The organism is Ferrimicrobium sp. (assembly GCA_022690815.1).
In the GTDB taxonomy this organism is placed as follows: domain Bacteria; phylum Actinomycetota; class Acidimicrobiia; order Acidimicrobiales; family Acidimicrobiaceae; genus Ferrimicrobium.
In genome coordinates this window covers 1-20027 of sequence record JALCZJ010000027.1, presented here as the reverse complement: position 1 = coordinate 20027, position 20027 = coordinate 1, and the positions used below count along the sequence as shown (strand labels likewise).

The 20027-nt window shown below is 58.8% G+C and carries 16 protein-coding genes; 9 read left to right on the top strand and 7 right to left on the bottom strand.

Annotated elements, in window-relative coordinates; translation table 11 throughout:
- Positions 1-14: 14 nt before the first annotated feature.
- The 3 genes from MP439_08630 to MP439_08620 all read left to right on the top strand — a co-directional run bounded on the left by MP439_08630 (position 15) and on the right by MP439_08620 (position 2367).
- Positions 15-428 (top strand): Hsp20/alpha crystallin family protein, encoded by a 414-nt coding sequence (locus MP439_08630; protein ID MCI2976126.1) that lies wholly within the window; start codon positions 15-17, stop codon positions 426-428.
- Positions 429-752: 324 nt separating this feature from the next.
- Positions 753-1736: a TIGR01777 family oxidoreductase gene (locus tag MP439_08625; GenBank protein ID MCI2976125.1), complete on the top strand. Its 984-nt coding sequence runs from the start codon at positions 753-755 to the stop codon at positions 1734-1736.
- Positions 1737-1905: 169 nt separating this feature from the next.
- Positions 1906-2367, top strand: a complete 462-nt coding sequence (locus tag MP439_08620) for an NUDIX domain-containing protein (protein ID MCI2976124.1) — start codon at positions 1906-1908, stop codon at positions 2365-2367.
- A 428-nt stretch (positions 2368-2795) separates the two neighbouring features.
- Here MP439_08620 and MP439_08615 read toward each other — a convergent pair whose 3' ends face one another.
- Positions 2796-3440, bottom strand: coding sequence for an FMN-binding negative transcriptional regulator (locus MP439_08615; protein ID MCI2976123.1), 645 nt, complete (start codon positions 3438-3440; stop codon positions 2796-2798).
- Between the two features lie 121 nt (positions 3441-3561).
- On the opposite strand from MP439_08615, the gene MP439_08610 reads away from it, so the two are divergent.
- A complete protein-coding gene (locus MP439_08610) occupies positions 3562-4332 on the top strand; it encodes an alpha/beta hydrolase (protein MCI2976122.1) in 771 nt (256 codons plus the stop codon).
- Between the two features lie 181 nt (positions 4333-4513).
- On the opposite strand, the gene MP439_08605 is transcribed toward MP439_08610, so the two are convergent.
- Entirely contained in the window at positions 4514-8422 is a 3909-nt protein-coding gene (locus MP439_08605) for a multifunctional oxoglutarate decarboxylase/oxoglutarate dehydrogenase thiamine pyrophosphate-binding subunit/dihydrolipoyllysine-residue succinyltransferase subunit (protein ID MCI2976121.1), read from the bottom strand.
- A 100-nt stretch (positions 8423-8522) separates the two neighbouring features.
- On the opposite strand from MP439_08605, the gene MP439_08600 reads away from it, so the two are divergent.
- On the top strand, positions 8523-9932 hold the full coding sequence (locus tag MP439_08600; GenBank protein ID MCI2976120.1) for an EAL domain-containing protein: 1410 nt from the start codon (positions 8523-8525) through the stop codon (positions 9930-9932).
- A 24-nt stretch (positions 9933-9956) separates the two neighbouring features.
- Here MP439_08600 and MP439_08595 read toward each other — a convergent pair whose 3' ends face one another.
- Positions 9957-10592 (bottom strand): shikimate kinase, encoded by a 636-nt coding sequence (locus tag MP439_08595; protein MCI2976119.1) that lies wholly within the window; start codon positions 10590-10592, stop codon positions 9957-9959.
- 413 nt (positions 10593-11005) lie between these two features.
- On the opposite strand from MP439_08595, the gene fabZ reads away from it, so the two are divergent.
- Both fabZ and MP439_08585 read left to right on the top strand, forming a co-directional pair.
- On the top strand, positions 11006-11437 hold the full coding sequence (fabZ, locus tag MP439_08590) for a 3-hydroxyacyl-ACP dehydratase FabZ (GenBank protein MCI2976118.1): 432 nt from the start codon (positions 11006-11008) through the stop codon (positions 11435-11437).
- Entirely contained in the window at positions 11394-12203 is an 810-nt protein-coding gene (locus MP439_08585) for an exodeoxyribonuclease III (protein ID MCI2976117.1), read from the top strand. Before fabZ ends, MP439_08585 begins: the two co-directional genes overlap by 44 nt.
- 363 nt (positions 12204-12566) lie before the next feature.
- Here MP439_08585 and MP439_08580 read toward each other — a convergent pair whose 3' ends face one another.
- From MP439_08580 to MP439_08570, 3 genes are read right to left on the bottom strand one after another with little or no spacing between them, the layout of a single operon-like run.
- On the bottom strand, positions 12567-14411 hold the full coding sequence (locus tag MP439_08580) for an ATP-dependent DNA helicase UvrD2 (protein ID MCI2976116.1): 1845 nt from the start codon (positions 14409-14411) through the stop codon (positions 12567-12569).
- A 3-nt stretch (positions 14412-14414) separates the two neighbouring features.
- Positions 14415-15764, bottom strand: a complete 1350-nt coding sequence (locus tag MP439_08575) for a hypothetical protein (GenBank protein ID MCI2976115.1) — start codon at positions 15762-15764, stop codon at positions 14415-14417.
- Positions 15765-15774: 10 nt separating this feature from the next.
- The gene (locus MP439_08570; GenBank protein MCI2976114.1) at positions 15775-16992 is read right to left on the bottom strand and encodes an ATP-grasp domain-containing protein; all 1218 of its coding nucleotides are present in this window, start codon (positions 16990-16992) and stop codon (positions 15775-15777) included.
- Positions 16993-17156: 164 nt separating this feature from the next.
- Here MP439_08570 and MP439_08565 point away from each other — a divergent pair, with 164 nt between their 5' ends.
- Positions 17157-17774, top strand: a complete 618-nt coding sequence (locus tag MP439_08565; protein ID MCI2976113.1) for a NifU family protein — start codon at positions 17157-17159, stop codon at positions 17772-17774.
- Positions 17775-18429: 655 nt separating this feature from the next.
- On the opposite strand, the gene MP439_08560 is transcribed toward MP439_08565, so the two are convergent.
- Positions 18430-18984 (bottom strand): YceI family protein, encoded by a 555-nt coding sequence (locus tag MP439_08560; protein ID MCI2976112.1) that lies wholly within the window; start codon positions 18982-18984, stop codon positions 18430-18432.
- A 71-nt stretch (positions 18985-19055) separates the two neighbouring features.
- Here MP439_08560 and MP439_08555 point away from each other — a divergent pair, with 71 nt between their 5' ends.
- Positions 19056-19514, top strand: coding sequence for a MarR family transcriptional regulator (locus MP439_08555; protein MCI2976111.1), 459 nt, complete (start codon positions 19056-19058; stop codon positions 19512-19514).
- The last annotated feature ends 513 nt before the right edge of the window (positions 19515-20027 follow it).

Below are 20027 nucleotides of genomic sequence, written 5' to 3'. Positions count from 1 at the left end.
GGTACATGATGGTTATGCGTATCGACCCATATCGGGAGTTCGATCGGATGTTCCAGTCGCTTGTTCAGCGAGATGCCCGTTCCACCATGCCGGTGGACGCCTATCGCGTGAATGACAGCTACGTGGTGCAGTTTGATCTCCCTGGTATTGCTACAGATGGTCTGGAGGTCACCGTCGAACGCAATGTTTTGACGGTGAGGGCTCGCCGCGAAGTGCAACATAAGGAGGAGGAGCAGATGGTGGTCGCTGAGCGCTTCAGTGGATCGCTCGAGCGGTCGATCTATCTCGGCTCTGATCTGGATCCCCAAGGTGTTGTGGCCGATTACGTCGACGGAGTTTTGACTGTGACGATTCCGGTGCATGAGGCGGCAAAGCCACGCCGTATCGCTGTGAATCATCAGCCTTCCAAGGCTGCGATCGCTAGTTAAGGTCTTGGGCGATAGTGACTCGATGATGGCTGGCTCGGCGATGTCGAGCCAGTCTTGTCTTTAGATAAACAGTGCTTCGTCGAGGTCGTGGTTCCGGCTGCGACCTTCTGGGTCTACAGCTGGTCAGTGAGCTGCGGCGCTGTTGGGCCCAACAAGGCGTGTCGTGGTTGTGCTCGTGTCGGATGAGGTGGGCAGCCGCTGAGTGGCTGGAACTCGACCAGCGTGTCGGAGCTCAGCGGGGGCCAGATGACGATGAGGCGGAATGTTTACCCCCATCCAGGTGCTATAGCTCAAAGACAGGCAAGCGTGCTGGAAGGCGTCAAGATGAAGATTGCAATGACAGGGAGCCATGGCCTTATTGGGTCTGCGTTGGCGAGGGAGTTGACTGGGGCTGGCCACACGGTCATCGAGGTGTCACGCGGTGCGAGCCGCGCCACAGGATCGGACGCTTCACCCACGGCCACGGATTCAACCCAAACGGTGGCCTCGGTCGAGCATCCCGACGGCGGACAGCCGTCACCGCTTTTTTTTGATCCTGATGGCGGTCCGAGTAGCTTTGCGGGCCTCGAGGGTGTCGACGCGGTTATTCATCTGGCAGGAGAGCCGATCGGTGACCATCGTTGGGATGCACAAATTCGCTCACGTGTCTATTCGTCGCGGGTATATGGAACGCGCTCGCTGGTGACGGCGCTCTCTGAGCTTGCGAAGCCTCCGAAGACGGTGTTGGTGGCCTCAGCATCTGGCTTTTATGGCGACAGAGGAGCGGAAGAGCTGACGGAGGAGTCGTCTCAGGGCGAGGGATTCCTGGCAAAGGTAGTTGCTGACTGGGAGGCCGAAAGCGTCAAGGCTCGGGCTTTTGGCGCCCGTGTGGTGCTGCTGCGAACGGGACTCGTGCTCGACACGAAGGGAGGACTGCTCGGTCGGCTACTTCCGCTTTTTCGGGCCGGCCTCGGCGGGCGGCTCGCAAGTGGATCCCAGTACATGAGTTGGATCACGCTCAGCGACGAGGTGCGAGCCATTGTCCATTGCCTAACAATTGAGTCGGTGCAGGGGCCAGTGAACCTCGTGGCTCCCAATCCGGTGACCAATCGGGAGTTCACCAGAGAGCTGGCAGCGGTGTTGCATCGCCCAGCGGTCGTTAACGTGCCGGCTTTTGCACTCGAATTTGTCCTCGGCAAGGAGATGGCCCGCGAGCTCGCACTGGTCTCACAAAACATTGTTCCAAGAGCACTCGAGTCGTCTGGGTTTACCTTCGAGTCGACATCGCTCTCCTCCGCTTTGCAGGCGCTCGTGGGCGCCAAGAAGTAATGGCGAAGAGTAAGAGAAGTCAGAGTAAGGTCTCGCTGCCCGGTGGGGAACGCGGCCGTCTTGACGAATTTTGTGTCGGTTGAGTATAGCTACAGATGGTGTGGAACATTGATCTGCTAGGGCAGTGGTTTGCCGAAACGTGTCGTCGGACCCCGCTAAGCTCACGGGTATGGCGATCTCTGAGTATGTACAGCGCCTTCGGTCTATCGTCGGCCACGACTGGCTTTTGTTGGCAAGTGCGGTCGCACTGATCGAACGCAATGCGGGAGAGTTGCTCTTCGTGAGACAGGTGGGCATGCACGGGTGGTCATTGCCAGGCGGTGCCATCGAGTTCGGGGAGACGCCCGTTGAGGCCGTCATTCGTGAGGTCGCCGAGGAGACTGGTCTGCGATGTCTGAGCCCCCAATTAATCACCGTTGTGGGTGGGCCCCGATATCGCGTCGCCTACCCAAACGGCGACAAAGTAGAGTACACCTCGGCGATCTATCGTGCACGGTGTGTAGACGATAGCGCGATGGTTGCCGATGGTAATGAGCTCGCTGAGCTGCGTTGGTGTACCAAGGAGTGCATAGGGGACCTTGCAATGATTCCCTATGTCGAGAACCTCCTGGTCGATCTCGATCTGCTCTAGAGTCTCTCTCGCATGGTGTGGCGATGCCCTACCGCGTCATGACGAGGGCCAGATAGCGATCATGGTGCCTGTGTGGGCACAAGGCTGATCGGCAAGGGTGCCTGTGGGCACAAGGCTGATCATTGGTGCCCGTGTCAAGAGTTACCCGGCGTTACAACGATACGAGAACCTCCATTGGCAATAGGTGCGTGTTGTCGCGTTGCAATAGGGGCTAGGAGCGTGCTGAATAAGCCCGATTATTGCCAAACTGAGATGCTAAAAGTCCAGGTCAGAGAGCTGTGATGTTCTTGAAACATGACTTATTCAGCACGCTCCTAGCATTTCTCGATAAGGTGCCGTGCAAGGCTTAGCGGGTCAAAACTCAGCAGATGGAAACGGGGCAGGTCAAATGAGGGCAGTTCAAGTCCAGTGCGTCCGAGAAGGGACGTTCATCCCTCCTCGCTGGTGGTTCCATCGAGCAGCTCCGACATCGAGGATGCCAACGAGTCCTCGCCAAGCTCGCGCAACGAGGCTATCACCGCAATTCGGTCCTCGAGCGGTTTGTTTTGTGAGAGTTTGCGGATGCCGGTGAGTTCGGTAACCCTCAGCGTGAAGCCAACGATCGCCGTGAGTTGACGGTCGATATAGTCCTGGGGGCTTTGGCTTGGACTCCAGCCCGCTGGGACGGGCGGCTCAAACTTGGCAGTTAGGGCGCTCACGAGGGCTCTGAGTGGTTCAGGATCGGTGAAGAACGCAAGCTCACCACGGGCCTCCACGCGTGAATAGTTCCAGGTCGGCACGTGGTGTTGGTCTTGTGCTGAGGTCTGATACCATCGGGGCGAGACGTAGCCATGGTCTCCACGGAAGACGGCCAGTGCCTTGACATCGGTTTGCGACTGTCGCCATTGGGGGTTGGTGCGAGTGAGGTGACCCTTAATGACAACCTGTTCATCCACTTTGGTGATGAGCAATGGTATGGCTGTCGTCAAGGGACCTCTTGGTCCTACGGTGATGAGATCGCCAAAGGGATAGTGTTCGGCCAGTGCAATAAGTTCGGCCTCGTCGTTGGTGTAGAAGATCTTCGCAGGTGACATGCTCGTAGCCTAGCGCAGGCATTTCGATGGTGCACACGGGCGCTCACGGCGTCGATTGGACCGATGACTGGGCAACGACCTTGGCCTCGATGGCCGATCGTCGGCCAGTTAGGATAGATCTGTGCCCCTGCGATCTGTTATTCACCGAGAAATTCTCAACCCGGACCCTCGCGCACCGAGGTTGGTGACCGTGCACGGAGCCATGGATCGTGGCAACTCGTTTCGCGTGCTCGCTCAGCAGCTCGCACCGATCGAGGTGGTGATTTGGGATCGTGCTGGGTATGCTCACTCGCTCGATGCCGAGCCAGTCGATGTTGGTGATCAGCTTGGAGATCTCCGTGCCATCCTTGACGAAAAGCCCGCGATTGTCTTTGGTCACTCGTTGGGAGGGACCTATGCCTTATGGTTGGCATCTTTGGGCCATCCCAACGTCTTGGGGGTGTCGACCTTTGAATCACCGCTTCCCGGAGGAGCCTGGTGGGGGGAGGATTGGGATGTGGACCCCGTCGATGCGGCGTTGGGACGGGTCGATGTCGAGCGTGCTGGTGATCTCGCAGAGGCCTTCTTAAGGAGAATGATCTCCGATGCTGTTTGGGAGCGGCTACCCGATCGCACCAAGCGACTGCGACGAGCAGAGGGTGCGGTTTTCTTGCGTGAGCTTGGCCAACTGGTCACCGGCGAGATCGCCTTCGATTTGGCTTCGATCGGGGTTGATGTCGTGGCGGGCATCTCCGAGAGGCCGTCGCATCATCATCGATTTGGTCTTGCCCAGCTTGTGGAGGTCACCAACGCGATGAGTTACTGCGTCATGCATGCGCGCCATGGCGCACACCTCACCAATCCCGGGGCACTCGCAGAGGTACTTCGTCAACAGTTCGAAACTGTTCTGTGACCCACCATGTAGTGCCATCTCTGACGGAGTAACTTACTGCCTGGTTGTGTTGTCGCCCACGCCTCAACAACCGCATGCCCAACATATGTGGTCTCCAGCAAGGGCATGATCTCTCTCCACATGGCTTGTAACCGCATAGTCTCTGACAACACGGCCTCGTGTCGAATTACGAGATCGCTTGCTAGCTCAGTGGCTTTGAGACCGCACGCTCAAGGATGTCGCTCTGCTCGAGTGCATGCATGGCGGCCGAGCCGGTCGCGGGAGACCCAGTCGCAACGCGCGATACGTGCACCAACCGCAGGCGATGCTCGCCCGCACGATGGAGTCGAGCGTGAGCAAACGGCCATGCCCCCATGTTCTCAGGTTCTTCTTGGAGCCACACAAGCTCGGTGGCTGAAGGGTAGCTCTCGAGGAGCTCGACGAGCTCCCGCTCTGGCCATGGATAGAGCTGTTCGACGCGCACGATGGCGGTCGGCACCGAAGTTCCACGATCGCGCTGGGCAAGCGCCTCGTAGCCAATCTTGCCCGAACACAACACGATACGACGAACATCCAAACGAATTGGGGAGCCGGTTGCCAATGTTGGGTCGTCGAGAATCGCTCGGAATCCTCCCTCGAGAAAGTCTGCGACCGGGCTCCTTGATTGCTTGGCTCGCAGCAGGGACTTGGGTGTGAGGATGATGAGTGGTCGGCGAGATGGGCGTTGAATCTGGGCACGCAACAGGTGAAACAGCTGGGCTGCGCTGGTCGGATTGGCGATGGTCATGTTCGGCCCGGCTGCCAGCGACAAGAAGCGCTCCAGCCTGGCTGACGAGTGTTCTGGCCCCTGACCTTCGTAACCGTGTGGCAGCATCAGCGTCAGTCCAGATTCTTGCTTCCACTTGTCGTGGGCGGCGGCGATGAACTGGTCTATGACAATCTGGGCGCCATTGGCGAAGTCTCCGAACTGAGCTTCCCAGATCGTCAGTGCCTGCTTGTGGATGAGTGAGTACCCGTATTCAAAGGCCATCGCTGCGTATTCAGAGAGCGAGGAGTCATAAATCATGAACCGGCCCGGCGTCGCCGATGCCGGAGCCTGGCTATCATCGCGGATCGCAGCCAGTGGCTGATAGGTTGAGCCATTCTGATAGTCATAGAGTGCGGCATGGCGGTGTGAGAAGGTGCCGCGACGACTGTCTTGACCAGAGAGGCGGACGTCATGTCCATCGAGCATGACGGTAGCGAAGGCAAAGGCCTCTCCGAGAGCCCAATCGACCTCACCATCGGCGTACAGCTCTGACCTTGTCTGGAACTGTTTGGCAAGCTTTGGATGCAGCGTGAAACCATCGGGCGTTCGGTTGAGGACATCGACGACGTAGTCCAGCTGCTCCTTGGTAACCGCGGTTGACACGTTCTGTACCGCCACGTTCTGTGGCGGAGGTGCTGGCAGATCAGTCGGCTTGGGTGGCGCTGCCTCCCGGGTCTCGACGAGCGCCTGCTGTAAGCGTGCGAGATAGGCATCGAGGGCCTGCTCGCCCTCCTCTTCGGTAATGGCTTTCGACCGCACCAGGCGTTCAAGGTAGAGCTTTCGCACTGAAGGTTGGGAGTCGATCACCCGGTACATCACCGGTTGGGTGTAGCTTGGTTCGTCACCTTCATTGTGCCCATGGCGCCGGTAGCAGATCATGTCGACGACGATATCCTTATGGAACGCTTCGCGATAGTCCACAGCGATCTGGGCAGCTCGCATCACGGCCTCCGGGTCGTCACTGTTGACATGGATGATTGGCGCCTGAATCATCTTGGCGATGTCGCTGGCGTAGACCGAGGAGCGCGCCTCGTTGGGGTTAGTGGTAAAGCCCACCTGGTTGTTGATGACCAGGTGGACGGTACCTCCGATGCGGTATCCAGGCAATTGGGAGAGGTTGAGGGTCTCGGCTACGACTCCCTGGCCAGCAAAGGAGGCATCGCCGTGGACCAAGATCCCGAGCACGGCAAACTCGAAGAGGTTGCCACGCAGGTCCTGCGTTGCTCGCACCATGCCTTCGACGACCCCATCGACCGCTTCAAGGTGCGATGGGTTGGCAGCCAGGGTGATGGGCACCTCGGTACGATCCGGCGTATAGTACGTTCCTTCAAAGCCCTTGTGATACTTCACATCGCCAGAGCCTTGCACGGAGGACGGATCGAGGTTGCCCTCGAACTCCTCAAAAATCATTCGGTAGGACTTGCCAACGATGTTGGCGAGCACGTTGAGTCGACCGCGGTGAGCCATGCCGAGCACGGCCGAGGTGACCGAACCGCGTACCGCTTGGTTGAGCACTTCGGTGAGGAAGACGACGGCGCTTTCTGCACCTTCGAGGCCAAAGCGCTTTTGTCCGATGTAGCGGGTCGACAGGAACTTCTCAAAGGCTTCAGCATCGTTCAATGTGGTCAGGATTCGGAGTTGATCCTCTTTGGTGATGGTGGGGCGGACTCCCTCCACCCGGTTCTGGATCCAGTGCTTCTCTTCTGGATTTTGGATATGCATGTACTCATAGCCAATAGAGCCGCAGTAGCTGTCACGCAGTAGCTGGAGGATATCGGCCAGGGTGAGTTGTGTAGTCCCAGCGAGCCCATCGGTAAGGAAGACCCGGCTCAGATCCCAGAGAGTGAGCCCATAGGTCTCCGGATCGAGCTCAGGGCTCATCGTCGGCTTCATCAGATTCAGTGGGTCGAGGCGTGCCAACAGGTGGCCCCGGACGCGGTAGTTGTTGATCAGCGTCTGGACGTGGATCTGCTTCTCTTGGCGCTCAAGCGAATCGGCGCCAAGCGAGCTGTGGTCAGGTGTGTAGATCGCCGGCACGTAGGCGACGTCGAGTGAGGCGAAGATCTCCTGGTAAAAGTGGTCTTGACCTTCGATGAGGGCCGCCGCATCAGCAAGGAACTGACCGGATTCGGCCCCCTGGATGATGCGGTGGTCATAAGTTGAGGTCAGGGTAACCGTCTTAGAGATGCCGAGCTCCCCGAGTGTTCTTGGATCGGCAGCGCCGAATTCCACGGGATACCCGATGGCGCCGACACCGATGATGGCCCCTTGGCCATTCATGAGCCGCGGAATGGAATGCTCGGTCCCAATCGTCCCGGGGTTGGTGACGCTGACAGAGGCGCCGATGAAGTCATCGACGGTGGCACGGTTCTCGCGAACCTTTGCGATCAGCTGATCGTAAGCGGTGACGAACTGAGCAAAAGTTTTGGTGTCGATGTCTTTGAGTACTGGCACCATGAGCGTGCGCTGTCCGTCACGGCGGACGATGTCGACGGCGACGCCGAGATTGACGTGTTCATAACTTTTGATCGCAGGAGCTGCACCATCGCTGGCTGGTACAAAACTGGCGTTCATCCTTGGATGCTTGGCGAGGGACTTGATGATGGCCCAGGTGATGAGGTGACCGAAGCTGACTTTGGCTCGACCTTCGCGACTCAGTTGGTTGTTGATGATGGACCTGTTGATCTCCAGGGCTTTGGCTGGTATCGCACGCACGCTTGTCGCGGTCGGTACCGTCAATGATTGGTCCATATTTTTGGCAAGCGCCAAGGATGCACCGCGAAGTGGACTAATAGTTGCATCGTCGATAGCGTCAGTTGATTTGGCTGCAGGACTAACCGGAGCCGAGTGCGGCTGCGTGCTGGTGGGGGCATCAGGCTTGTTGGGTGCGGAGGCGTTCTCGGTGGCGGGAGCTGGCTCCATAGTCGCCGGAGGGGTCGTGGACATCGAGGCACCATTGGTAGCCACTCGATCGCTGTTGCCGTTGGGGGTGAGCGGCGTCGAACCCTGTGGCTCTTGGCCGTTGGTTGATAACCCAGTGCCGTTCGTCAAGACCCCGTTGCTGGTGGCAATAGTATCGGTGGCCGCCGGGTTAGAACTCGCCAGATCATGTGCCGGGAGCCGCCCCTCGGTGGCGACGGCATCGGTTACCGTACTGTTGGCGAAGCGAGGTTCGATGTTGTGACTCTTGAAGTACTGTTGCCAGCTCTGTGGTACCGAGCTCGGATTGTCTCGGTAATGGTCGAGCATCTCTTCGACAAGCCAGTCGTTAGGTCCAAAATCGGTTTCAAAAGTATCAGCCACGCCTGTTTAGTCTAGTCATCATTGCTAGTCGAGGAAAACTCGATGATAACATGGCCGAAGCGTGTCATGGGCGTCGTAGCGCCACAACGGTGTACCAGGCATGCATAGGTTGTATTTTGTTGATTGGCTTGTCGCCACGGTCATCTTGCGTGCCGTTATACAGATTGTCACCTGGGTCAAGAATTTTGGCCCAGGGGTCGAAGCTCTAGGGATGGGTAGAGGAAGACCGCGATTCGGGGTGATCGATGGCATAGATGTCGTTGATCGACTCGAAGTCAAACGACAGGATGTCATGCAATTGCGTGAGTATGTACGCTCGACGCTGGCCGGCGAACGTCGTTTTGCCATGCGTTTTCAGTCGATTGCCAACGTCTTTAGGCCGAGGGTGGTTGGTTATGAGATGCTGGCGCGCTTCGATGTGCCATCCTTCATAACGCCTGATCTCGTCTTTCTTGAGGCAGACAGGATTGGTCTCGGGGCCGAATTAGAGGCATTGGCACTGGCCCGTGCGTTCCAGGAGCGTCGCCGTGTCCCGCGTGATTGCTTTATCACCGTGAACGTAAGTCCACACCTCCTAGGGCATCCGATGGTTCGAATGGTTCTCGATCGTGACTTGAGTGGCGCTGTCATTGAGTTGACCGAACACCAGCCAATTGTAGACCCCGATGCCCTCCGCGACTCACTCACGTGGTTGCGGGCCCGGGGCGCCCTTGTTGCAATGGACGACGCAGGCTCAGGCTATGCCGGACTAGCGATGCTGACCCAAATACGACCTGATATCGTCAAACTTGACCGTCAGCTCGTCAGCGGCATCGACACCGACGAGGTAAAGGCGTTGATGTGTGCCTCGTTTGGAGACTTTGTCGGACGTATCAACGGCTGGCTCCTGGCCGAAGGGGTCGAGACACCATCGGAGCTGGCAAGGGTGGTGCAGATCGGTGTACCTCTGGTGCAGGGTTGGGCGATCGGGCGGCCAACGCTGGCTCCCGAACCCATGCGAGCCGATTTGATCCAATGGCTACGCAGTTACGGGAACACTCGACGAATGCACGTAGATAGCCTTGGGGCGCTGATGGATCCTCTAACCGTGAGGGTCAAAGGAGAGCCTCTCCTGCAGTCCCATGTCGTTACGGTGAACGATAAAGCCCAAGACGCAAGATGCAACCGTGACGATCCAACGGTTGAGCCACTGAATGCCTCGAGCCAGCAGGCCACGATTTGCGTGGTCGACCTCAAAGGCAACATCTGTTCACTATCACTCTCTGAGGAAGGACGATCGTGGGCAGTCGCGCCAAGCCTGGTAGTGCACCCCGAAGAAGGGATTCGCGAAATCGCGGTCCGTGCGCTTAGCCGTCCCCGTGAGACGCGTTTTGACCCTATCATCTGTGTTGACAAGCGGAGTAGACCCGTCGGTATCATCCGCATGGAGCGGATCATTAACTTCCTGGCTGACATTTTTGTTAATAGCGGATCCCTGACGGATCAATCGATTGCGACCGACGCCATCTGATGTGACGTCGCTTTCACGAACCCGTTACGGTGTTTGCTCTGGCGAGAGATGCTCGGTGAGCGAGGTGATAAGTCGAGCCAGCGTCGCATCTTGTGTCTCAGCTCGTTCGGGCAACACGAAGGTTGCGGTGGATCGATAGATTGGATCGCGTTCGGTGAGGAGTCGCTCGAGGTTAGCGCTCTGAGCCAGGGGTCGGCCCACTGGGTCACCGATGCGAACGCGACTGGTATCGACCGTGACCTCGAGATAGACGACGCAGGACGGAGCGAGGAGCAATCGGGTTCCTGGGTGCATGAGGGCTCCGCCGCCTAGCGCGAGCACCGTTCGGGGTCGAGCTGCCACACGCGCGATGCACTCATGTTCGAGCTCACGGAAGCGAGGCTCACCGACCTTACGAAACAGGTCGGCGATGCTCGTGTGGGTCTCGGCCTCGATGAGGAGGTCGCTGTCAAAGAAGGGTATGTCGAGCTGGGTGGCCAGGGCGCTCCCAAGTGTGGACTTGCCTGCACCCATAAACCCGGTGAGTACGATCTGTGGCCAGGTGCGCGTGTCGAATCGGTCGATCATGACCCTTGATGGTAGATCGATCACCCGATACTCGCGCACCCGCGAGATCGCTCGTTCGAAGTGATGCTGATTCGATGGTGTTGACCGTGTCAACGACAGAGCGCCTATTCCCGCAACAGCTGCGCTAGCGCTACGTGGCGGCTGTGATCGGAGGCGAGCCATCATCCATTGTGATGCGGTGCCCGCAGGGACGGGGAGAGGTGGGGGTGTGGCTGATCGCGTTCGATCGCTGTGTGCGATCTGCGTTCGTCCTGATGGGCGACGAATCCAAGTGCGATCGTAGCTTGATGCGGGTCTTGGGCGCTGTGTGTCGGCGGATGTGTCAAGGGACCCGAGGTTGCGGTCTCGTGGGCTCGATCGCGATGCCCACTGGCTCGTCATTGGTGAGCTTGCGTGGAATCGTATGCAGCTGTGTCGACCTTGTCGGTCGGGCCGGATCAAGTGGTGTCGGATGAGGTGGTGTTGGGTTAGTCTTGTGGCGAGCGTGAGAAAGGTTTGCAGTACTAATGACCACATACGATCCTCGGGATTTCATCCCGCACCGGCCGCCGTTTCTTCTTGTCGACCGCATCGACACCCTGGAGCCCGGAGTCTTTGGGCAGGGGAGCTTGTCGGTGTCACCTGAGCTCGAGATTCTAGCCGGTCACTTCCCGGGCAACCCGGTGCTGCCTGGCGTCTATCAGGTCGAGGCCATCGCCCAACTTGGTGCGGCCGTGGTGTTAAGCGATCCCCGGTACGCAGGGACGTTGCCACTGTTCGGGGGCATTGATCGAGCGCGGTTTCGCAGGGTCGTTCGCCCCGGTGATCTGCTGGAACTCTCGATCGAGATGACGAGCCTTTCCGCGCGCGCCGGCAAAGGCCAAGGCACGGCCACCGTCGAAGGAGAACTCTGTTGTGAGGTCAACCTCTTTTTCATCATCGCGCCCGCTGGAGCGTGACGTGCTGCTAGCGACCTGGAATGTCAATTCGTTACGCGCACGCGCCGAGCTGGTGAGCGCCTGGCTCGAGACCCACCAGCCTGATGTCCTGTGTCTTCAGGAGACGAAGGTTCGAGATGAGGACTTTCCCGAGGCGCTCTTTAGCGATCTTGGTTATCAGGTTGCTCATTGGGGGGTTTCGAGTTGGAATGGGGTCGCGCTCGTCACTCGTGAGCCATTGATCGAGCAATCGCTGGGTTTTGGTGGTGATGCCGAAGAGGCTCGGTTCATTACCGGCGAGGTGCATGGCATCCGTGTCTGCTCGGCCTACATCCCAAATGGTCGTGCGCTCGATGATCCGCACTATTTCTACAAGCTTGAGTGGCTCGACCAACTGAGGACGTGGTTGATGGAGGCAATGAACGCAGGCCCAGTGGTGGTGGCTGGGGACTTCAATATCGCCCCGGTCGACGAGGATGTCTGGGATCCGTCGGCGCTAGCCGGTGCCACCCATGTGAGTGAACCAGAGCGTGCGGCGCTCGGTCGCCTTCTCGACCTTGGCTTGTTTGACTGCGGCACGGCGCTCACCACCCAAGAGCCTCGATTTACCTGGTGGGACTACCGCCAGGGTGCCTTTCGCCGAGGGATGGGGATGCGAATCGATCTCGTGCTAGCCTCAGCGTCGTTGCGAGAGCAGCTCGGTTCTTATCGCGTTGATCGTGAGACCCGAGCCGCGCCGAAGCCATCTGATCACGCGCCCGTGATCGTGGAGTTTCGCATCGACTGAGTCCATTGAGGTGGTGGACGACCGATCGCGCTCGGTGCCAACGCCAACGAGGGCGCGTGAGTGGTGCCAGCACCGTCGTGCTGTGCTGGCAGGGTGGTCCATGTGATGGCAGATCATCGGTTGGTGAAGGCGTCTGTGGTGATGGTTGAGCGGTCATTGATGTCGTGGCACCGATCGTTTACAGCGTCGATTACAACCTTGTTCGACTTGAGCGATAGGCGGTGTCGGAAAGGGTCCGAGGGGCTGCGCGAATGACAGCCACCGTGTCGATCATTTGGATAGGCAGCTTCTGGAACAAAGGCTTCGCTAGCAACAGTGAGGCAGTGTCATGGGGCCAACCGTTAGGAAGTCTTGGTAAACCATTCATTTGGTGAGTTCAGCCATGAGGCGGTCGATGAGCTGTGGCGACTCCATCAGAAGTGGCGTCGTCAGCGTGGTGACGAGCGCGTGTCGATCGTTTGGGCGCTGACGGGTGAGTCGTCTCAGATCGGCATCGGAGAGGATCAGATAGGCCGGCAGCTTGCGCTCCTTTGCCACGATGACACGCCAGCGATCGAGTTTGGTTGCCAGCGATGGAGCGCCGCCGGTGGCGATGGAGGCTGGGGTGGTCATGACCTCGCCAAAGGGGAGGTGTGTGAGCATCTCCGACGGTCGCGTGCTCGGCTTTGACCAGCTGATCGTCAGAGAGTCAGTCGCGCGCGTCATGGCAACATAGAGCAGGCGACGCTCCTCATCGAGTAGCGACTGCGCTAGCCCTCGTCGCGACGGATAGCTGCGGTCGCCAATGCCGATGAGGTGGACGTGATGCCACTGGAGCCCCTTGGCGCGATGGAACGTCGTGATGGAGACGGCTTCGATGCCTTTAACCTGCAAACCCCTGAGCAGTTCATCGAGTGCCCCATAGTCGGCGGCTGGATCCTGCCGCCGCAACTCGGTGGCCACCTCAAGGAGGAGCCGCTGATTGGTCCGAGATTCCGGGGTGGAGACGATCAGGGCCTCCTCGATCATGTCGCAGATCTCACTGATTGCCAGGCGTTCGGTGCGCGCGGTGCGCATGAGGTCGATCACGGCTGGCGCTGATGCTAGCGGCGTCATGCCGAGGACGCTGTGGGGTATCTCGAGGCGTCCAAACACCTCCTCAACCGTTCTTAGCTGCCGAATCGTCCGTGCCAGCACTGCCATGGAGGCGTAACTAACCCCACGATAGTGCAGTTCCTGGATCTTGTGGGCCGCCATCTCGGCCTCGGCTCGCCCGGTCGCTGCCTCGAGGAGTTGGGGGGATTGCCCCCCTTGGCGTTGGGCTCGTACGTGTAGATCCAGCCCCGGGTCGATGACCGGGTTGGCTGCGTCAACCAGTGAGGCGGTGGATCGGTAGTTGACAGAGAGTGCGACGCGCGTCAATGTCGGAACCCGCTCATGAAGCTGAGCCATGAGCCTCGGATCCGATCCGTTCCAACCATAGATCGATTGATTTGGATCTCCCACCACGGTCAGCCCGCTCAGGTCGCCACCCATCCACCGCTCGATGAAGCGCAGCTGTAGTGGGTTGACGTCTTGGAATTCATCGATGTAGACCCATCGAGCTTGAAGACGGAGTGCCTCCCCAACCCCGTCGTTGCGTGCGACCAGCTCGGTCGCGATGCGCACCACATCGGTGAGGTCTATGAGGTGCTCGCGCGCTTTCGCCCGCTCCATCGCCACCATGATGGAAATGAGCTCATCTGGGTCAGCGATACCTACGAAATCTCGATGCTCGCTGAGATCGGTGGCGTTAAGGCCGTGGGCACGAAGGCGGTCAATCTCAGCGGCGACGGCTCGACGACGGGACTCTCCCAATTTTTGTTTGGACTCGCCCACCAACACCCAGGGGTCTCCGATCAGGCGAGGCATCGACCTACCGAGCATACCAAGGCCGTCACGCACCAAGCCCAGCGCATGTGAGTGGAACGTCCCGCACGGGGGTGGTGCCTCATCGATAAGGCGATAGAGCCGCCTCGATACCTCCCATGCCGCGGCTCGGGTGAAGCTGATCGCTACCGATCGGGTGCTTTGCACCGTGTGGGTAGCGATCTGATAGGCGATGCGATGGGTCAGGACTCGCGTCTTGCCCGAGCCAGCCGCCGCGACGATGAGTAGAGGAGCCGGCGCAACGACGGCCTCACGCTGCTCCCGGCTAAGACCCCTGAGGAGCTCTTCGGCATCCACCATGGATTAGCGCGGTTTGGCGGGCGCCGCGCAGCAGAACCAGGGCTCGCTCATCACCGCCGGATTGGGTGCCTCGACTCGTGGCCGATAGTCCTCGCGGACATGTAGTTCGTTGGCTTCGTAGACCGCCTCGGCGATGTGGCGAAAGGTTTGGCCAAAGCTCGCATCGCCAGCGTCGCTCGCGATGCGATAGAGCCGATCCTGGAGTTGGGGTAGGCGAGCATCGCGATAGCGAACCCGATAGCCCATCACGTCTGCGTCGTAGGCCCCAAAGTCGTCGTTGCCGATCGGGAGGAGGGAGTTGGTTGGCGTCAGGAGCTCGATCGAGTACTGGATTGGCTCTACGACCTCGATCACGTCCGACTCGATGACGAAGTCGATGATATCCACAAGGTCATGCATCTCGGCCCACGGATTAAAGGGGACGAAGGTTGGATGCATACCAATGTCATGGCGGTAGAGGAGGTCTCTCGCAACGGCCACGTCGGCTGCCTGGTGGCCCTTGTCAAGGTGGGCAAGTACCTCGTCGTTGAGGCTTTCAACGGCGGAGATGACGAAGTTGACGTGGTGCTGACCAAGTCGTGGAAGGAGATCGCGGTGCCGGAGGATCTCTGAAATCTTGGTCGTGATGTCAAACGTAACCCAGGGCGCTTTTTCTGCCAACGCTTGCAGGACGGCCAGCGAGTGTCGAGGCGCATTGAGAAAGTCGGGATCACCGAAGCTGATGTGCTGGGCTCCGGCCTCAATCTGGGCGAGGCCGTCGGCTACGACTGCCTCTGCGTCATTGACGGCGATTCGTCCGTTCCAGATGGCGGCCACCGGGCAGTGGAGGCAACGGTGTCGGCAACCAACCGACGTCTCCAGGTAGCCGGTCACGAGGTCGCGGTCGTCGATCCTGACACTTCGATACTGCTCAAGTGGCGCTAAGACGGAGCGATCGACTCGATAGGGCCGTCGACCAGTTACACGCGGTTTGGCCTCCGATGCTGTCGTCGAGGCCGGCGCTAAGATGGCGGCGATCTCGGCAGGGCTCGCACGATCGAGCCAGATGGCGGTGGGGGGATGGGCAAGTGATTCTTTCAAGACGTTGGCATAGAGCCCCACCACGATCAGGGTGCGCTTGGGCTGACCCACCTCGAGCGCGGCTAACAGATCCTTCGCAACGAGCGCTCCGGTGAGCATGGGAGCCGTGATGACCAGCTGTTCAACCTGGTTGATCGCATCAAGGGCCACGTCAAAGGGTACCTTTGTGAGGTCCAAAACCTGGAGTGACCCTTCAGGCATCTCGGCCGCAAGTTCGGCTCCAAACTGGGGTTGATGGCCAAGCTCATAAGTCGAGACGAAGAGTGCAGACATCCCAAGCAGTCTAGTAGACCGGGTCGATCCGAATCTCGAGCAAGCCCGCTGCTCGGGCGAGCGCTTGCCTTACGCGGCTTTGACCAGGATCTTGGGCAAAGATGAATCCAAGATAGCGATCGGTGAACGGCGGTGGGAACACGTGTGTCCCATTCGCCACGGTGATCTCGATGCCGACAATCCCACCGACGCTACGCGCAGCATCGATACCCGCAACCCCGGCGAGAATCCCCTCGCGTGGTGTCGGGATCATGTAGATGCCAACGGTCTTGTGTAGCGGTCTTGCGATGCGGGTGTCACCAAGGGCCCGAGCGAGGATGATGTCCTCGAGACGCTGTCCATCACCAAAGCGCAGGGCCGCTGAACAACGACCCCCGATGGAGCGTGGGGCGATCTCGAGGATGGTGGCTCGCTCGTTTGCGAGGCGGAGTTCGGCGTGGATCGGCGTATCTTTGAGACCGAGGGCTCGGATGCCGCGTTCGAGGGTGCTGGTGAGTTCACGCCGTTCTCGTTCTGTCAGATGCGCAGGCCCGATATAGGTCGATTCCCAAAAGTAAGGTCCAGTACCTATGTCGGGTTTGGCAAAGATCATGAGGATCTCGAGTTGATCGCCATGGACGATGCCTTCGATCGCGAACTCTGCGCCTTCGACGTAGCGTTCTAGCAGCACTGGTGCCGACGGGTCTTGGACGCGACTGAGCAGGTCGAGCGCCTGGTGGAGATCGTTGCGATGGGCACGGATGACGCCTCTCGAAGCGGTCCCATGGGTCGGCTTGATAATGAAATCGTCACCAACGGAGTCGACGAGGGTCTCGAACTCCTTCCGGGTTTGTGACTTGAGGGCAGCGATCGTAGTGACGACAAACGAGGGCTGATTGACCTCTGCTAGCGCGAGTGCTTCGCGTAACGTGGCCTTGTCGATGGCGCGTTCGACCATGGCGGATCGCTCGGTTGTGAGACCGATTGCGTCGCTGAGTCGGGCTGCCAACCGAGTGGAGACCTCGTCGACGCCGAGAACAATCGAGGGAGCACGGGTAAAGAGGAGCTCTTCGATCCGGGCGAGTTCTTCGGGTGTTGGTTGCATGCTCTCGATTGCGAGGTTTTGGTCTCCAAGGGGTAATTCGGCGTCGGTGACGACCGTGAGCTGTTGGGAGGCTCGCTGAGCGGCCTGTAGGAAGGCATCCGCCCGGTAACTCTCAGCCGGGACGACGAGGACGATGTGTTCCATGTGTCTAGAATGGTACCATGAGCGATGCACGTTGGCGTGCTGGCACCAGGTGAACCGGTCGATCGAGCGATCGATGATTGGTTAGCTTGGGTGCTCCAAGGGGCAACACCAAGGTGTTGTCTGCTTGACAGGATATCACTTCATCGAAGTGAGGAACGGGAGCCATGAGCGATTTTCGAGTAACCGATGCAGCGGTTGAGGTGGTCTTAGAGGCGTTGGCTGATGAGGGTTCGCCAGATACGCTCGCGCTTTGGATCGAGGTGGCGGGTAATGATGGAACATCATTCCTCTACGACGTCTATTTCCAAGAGCTTGCTCAGGTAACACCAGGAGATGTGCAGTCGCGTTTTGGGGACCTTAACGTGGTGGTACCCCAAGCATCTGTTGAACGGCTTACCGGCGCGACGCTGGAGGTGGGTGATGACGGCGAACTCGCGATTGTGAACCCAAACACCCCAACGCCAGAGGCGAGCGATCTGCCCGACTTCGGTCCTGAGGCGCTCGCGAATGACTTGGCGTTGCGGGTGAACGCCATTCTCTCGGAGCAGGTCAATCCGGCCATTGCCGCACACGGCGGTTACGCGGAGCTCGCGGGCGTCGTGGACAGCCGAGCCTACGTACTGATGGGCGGGGGCTGTCAAGGTTGTGGATTGGCGGCGATGACGCTTTCCCAGGGCATCGCAACGGCTATTCAAGATGCCGTTCCTGAGATCGTCGAGGTTGTCGACGTGACCAACCACGCTGCCGGCAACAACCCGTATTACCAGCCGGCTAAGAAGTAACGTCGTCGACTGTCAGATGGCTGGCTTGACCGTCTGATCGGTCGGGGGTCGGGGGTAACGCGCGGCCGGTGACTCAGATTATTGCATAACCGAGCGCATCGCCGCCGAGGGTTCGCATTGACCGAGTGCTAGTCCTTTCCATTCTGCAGAGCGCTCGATCCCACAGAGCGCTCGATCCCACAGAGCGCTCGGTCCCACAGAGCGCTCGATCCCGTAGAGAGTGCCTTCGATTGGTCGTTGTCGGATCGTGGATATTCGATCAAGGGTCTTTGGGTCCACCTTTACGATGGTTTCTCGTGGTGGGCCTTGTCGCCATGGGACCAAGCTTGTATGGATCAGTTGCGTAAGCAAACGAGTCGATCGCGACCGGCTTGATGGTTGCGAATGTGGTGTGACGGCTCCTTTGTGCCCAGTGGTCACGGTTCGCTCAGTCAGAGACGAGACGGCCACTCGGCCAAATCGCCACCGGCTGGCCCAGATCATGGGCTGATTGCCTGGGCCATCTGGTCTTGTGGCGGGGGAGGCGGTTGCTATTACGCATACGTAGAGATCGAGCTGACCTAGAAAAAAGCCGAGAGGCCATTCGATCGATGATCGGATAGCCCCTCGGCAATAGTTAGTATCGGTCCCAGAGGCATAGCCCCTTGATGGAGACTTAGGCCTTGACGAGCTCGATTTCGAGGTTGATGGTGACTTTGTCACCAACGACCACGCCACCACCGTCGACGGCAGCATTCCACTCGATTCCGTACTCCTTGCGGGAGAGCTCGCCGGTGGCACTAAAGCCAGTGCGGACACCGCCGTAAGGGTCGGCTTGGGTTCCGTTGAATTCGAGGTCGAGTTCGATAGGCTTGGTGATCCCTCGAATGGTGAGGTCTCCAACGAGCTTCCAATCGTCGCCGTTTGGACGGATTGCCGTGGAGACAAATTCGATCGTTGGGTACTTATCGGCTTCGAAAAAGTCAGCGCTGCGCAGGTGATTGTCACGTGCTTCATCACGGGTGGTGATCGACCCTACCTCGATGGAGGCGGTGACCGAGCTCTTGGTCACGTCATCATCGATGTTGGTGGTAGCCGTGAACTTCTCGAAGTGCCCTCGAACCTTCGAGACCATAAGGTGGCGAACCGTGAACTCGACGCTCGAGTGAGCGGGATCCAGATTCCATGCTCCGGGGGTGATTCCGAGATCTTTTGCTGACGTTGTTGCCATGTCTTGTTCCTTTCATAAGTCGGTTAGAATAAAACACAGTATAAACGAAATAATTGCGGGTGCAACCAAATATGCGAGAATGTGGTAGTTCATCGGTCAAAACGTCGGCGCTTGGTGCCTTTCGGTCGATCTTGGCTGCGCACGCCCGGCTGCTTTGGCAGCTGGATCTTGAATTGAACGAACGCCATGGCCTAAGCTTTGCGGACTTTGAGGTACTGCTCCATCTTGACGCTGCTCAAGGTGGTGAACTGCGCCTGTCCGAGTTAGCCCAACTTGCGCTGCTATCGCGCAGCGCCCTTTCTCGGCGAGTCGATTCACTGGTTTTGATGGGTTGGGTCGCCCGGCGAAGTTGTCCAACCGATCGACGTGGCACCTTCGCGGTGCTGACGGAGGCGGGTCGGGACAAGCTAGGGGAGGCACTATCGACCCATGATCGAGTTCTCACCCGCATGCTGGCGGACCGCCTCGGTGACGATGAACTGATGAGTCTCCAGATCGCACTCGACGAGGTTGCCAACAGCGAGGCATAGGCCCTGGTGTGAGGGATCACCCCTGGCGCTTGAGTCCTAAGTAAAAAAAGAGAGTAGCACAGGTGGCAGGTCGAGGATTTCGCGCTGATGAAGCGGAGATGGTTCGGTCTGATAATGGGCCTTCTTCGTTGGCTAGCAAGTACGTGATGGTTGTTGTCACATGACGCCTATCGGATAGTCCAGCAGTGCAAGGCTCGATAGTCGAGTCAACGCCGTTAAACCGTTTAGGCAAGTCGGTAATCGATCGGGGCTGGTTTCGCCGACAATCCCTTGCGCGGTGGCTGCACACGTGTCTGGTATATCATCGCCAAGGCAATGTTTAGCTCAGGTCGCGTGGGCGTTCAACTCGCCAATGGTAGGGATCTCGCCAGCAGGTGCTCCGGTTTGTCCGACCCACTACTATCGGTGTCGATGCTCGAGTTCACCAACGACTCCGACGTTGGCTCGCAGTAGAACCTATGCAAGCGATGCGTGGCCATCATGGTTTCATCATTGCCGTTGAACCATCGCTGG

Excerpts from the sequence above, each read along its gene's own strand:
- MP439_08600 (MCI2976120.1), top strand. The coding sequence starts at position 8,523 with ATGCATAGGTTGTATTTTGTTGATTGGCTTGTCGCCACGGTCATCTTG.
- MP439_08560 (MCI2976112.1), bottom strand. The coding sequence starts at position 18,984 with ATGGCAACAACGTCAGCAAAAGATCTCGGAATCACCCCCGGAGCATGG.
- MP439_08630 (MCI2976126.1), top strand. The coding sequence starts at position 15 with ATGCGTATCGACCCATATCGGGAGTTCGATCGGATGTTCCAGTCGCTT.
- MP439_08575 (MCI2976115.1), bottom strand. The coding sequence starts at position 15,764 with ATGTCTGCACTCTTCGTCTCGACTTATGAGCTTGGCCATCAACCCCAG.
- MP439_08570 (MCI2976114.1), bottom strand. The coding sequence starts at position 16,992 with ATGGAACACATCGTCCTCGTCGTCCCGGCTGAGAGTTACCGGGCGGAT.
- MP439_08555 (MCI2976111.1), top strand. The coding sequence starts at position 19,056 with ATGCGAGAATGTGGTAGTTCATCGGTCAAAACGTCGGCGCTTGGTGCC.
- MP439_08565 (MCI2976113.1), top strand. The coding sequence starts at position 17,157 with ATGAGCGATTTTCGAGTAACCGATGCAGCGGTTGAGGTGGTCTTAGAG.
- MP439_08615 (MCI2976123.1), bottom strand. The coding sequence starts at position 3,440 with ATGTCACCTGCGAAGATCTTCTACACCAACGACGAGGCCGAACTTATT.
- MP439_08620 (MCI2976124.1), top strand. The coding sequence starts at position 1,906 with ATGGCGATCTCTGAGTATGTACAGCGCCTTCGGTCTATCGTCGGCCAC.
- MP439_08625 (MCI2976125.1), top strand. The coding sequence starts at position 753 with ATGAAGATTGCAATGACAGGGAGCCATGGCCTTATTGGGTCTGCGTTG.
- MP439_08580 (MCI2976116.1), bottom strand. The coding sequence starts at position 14,411 with ATGGTGGATGCCGAAGAGCTCCTCAGGGGTCTTAGCCGGGAGCAGCGT.
- fabZ (MCI2976118.1), top strand. The coding sequence starts at position 11,006 with ATGACCACATACGATCCTCGGGATTTCATCCCGCACCGGCCGCCGTTT.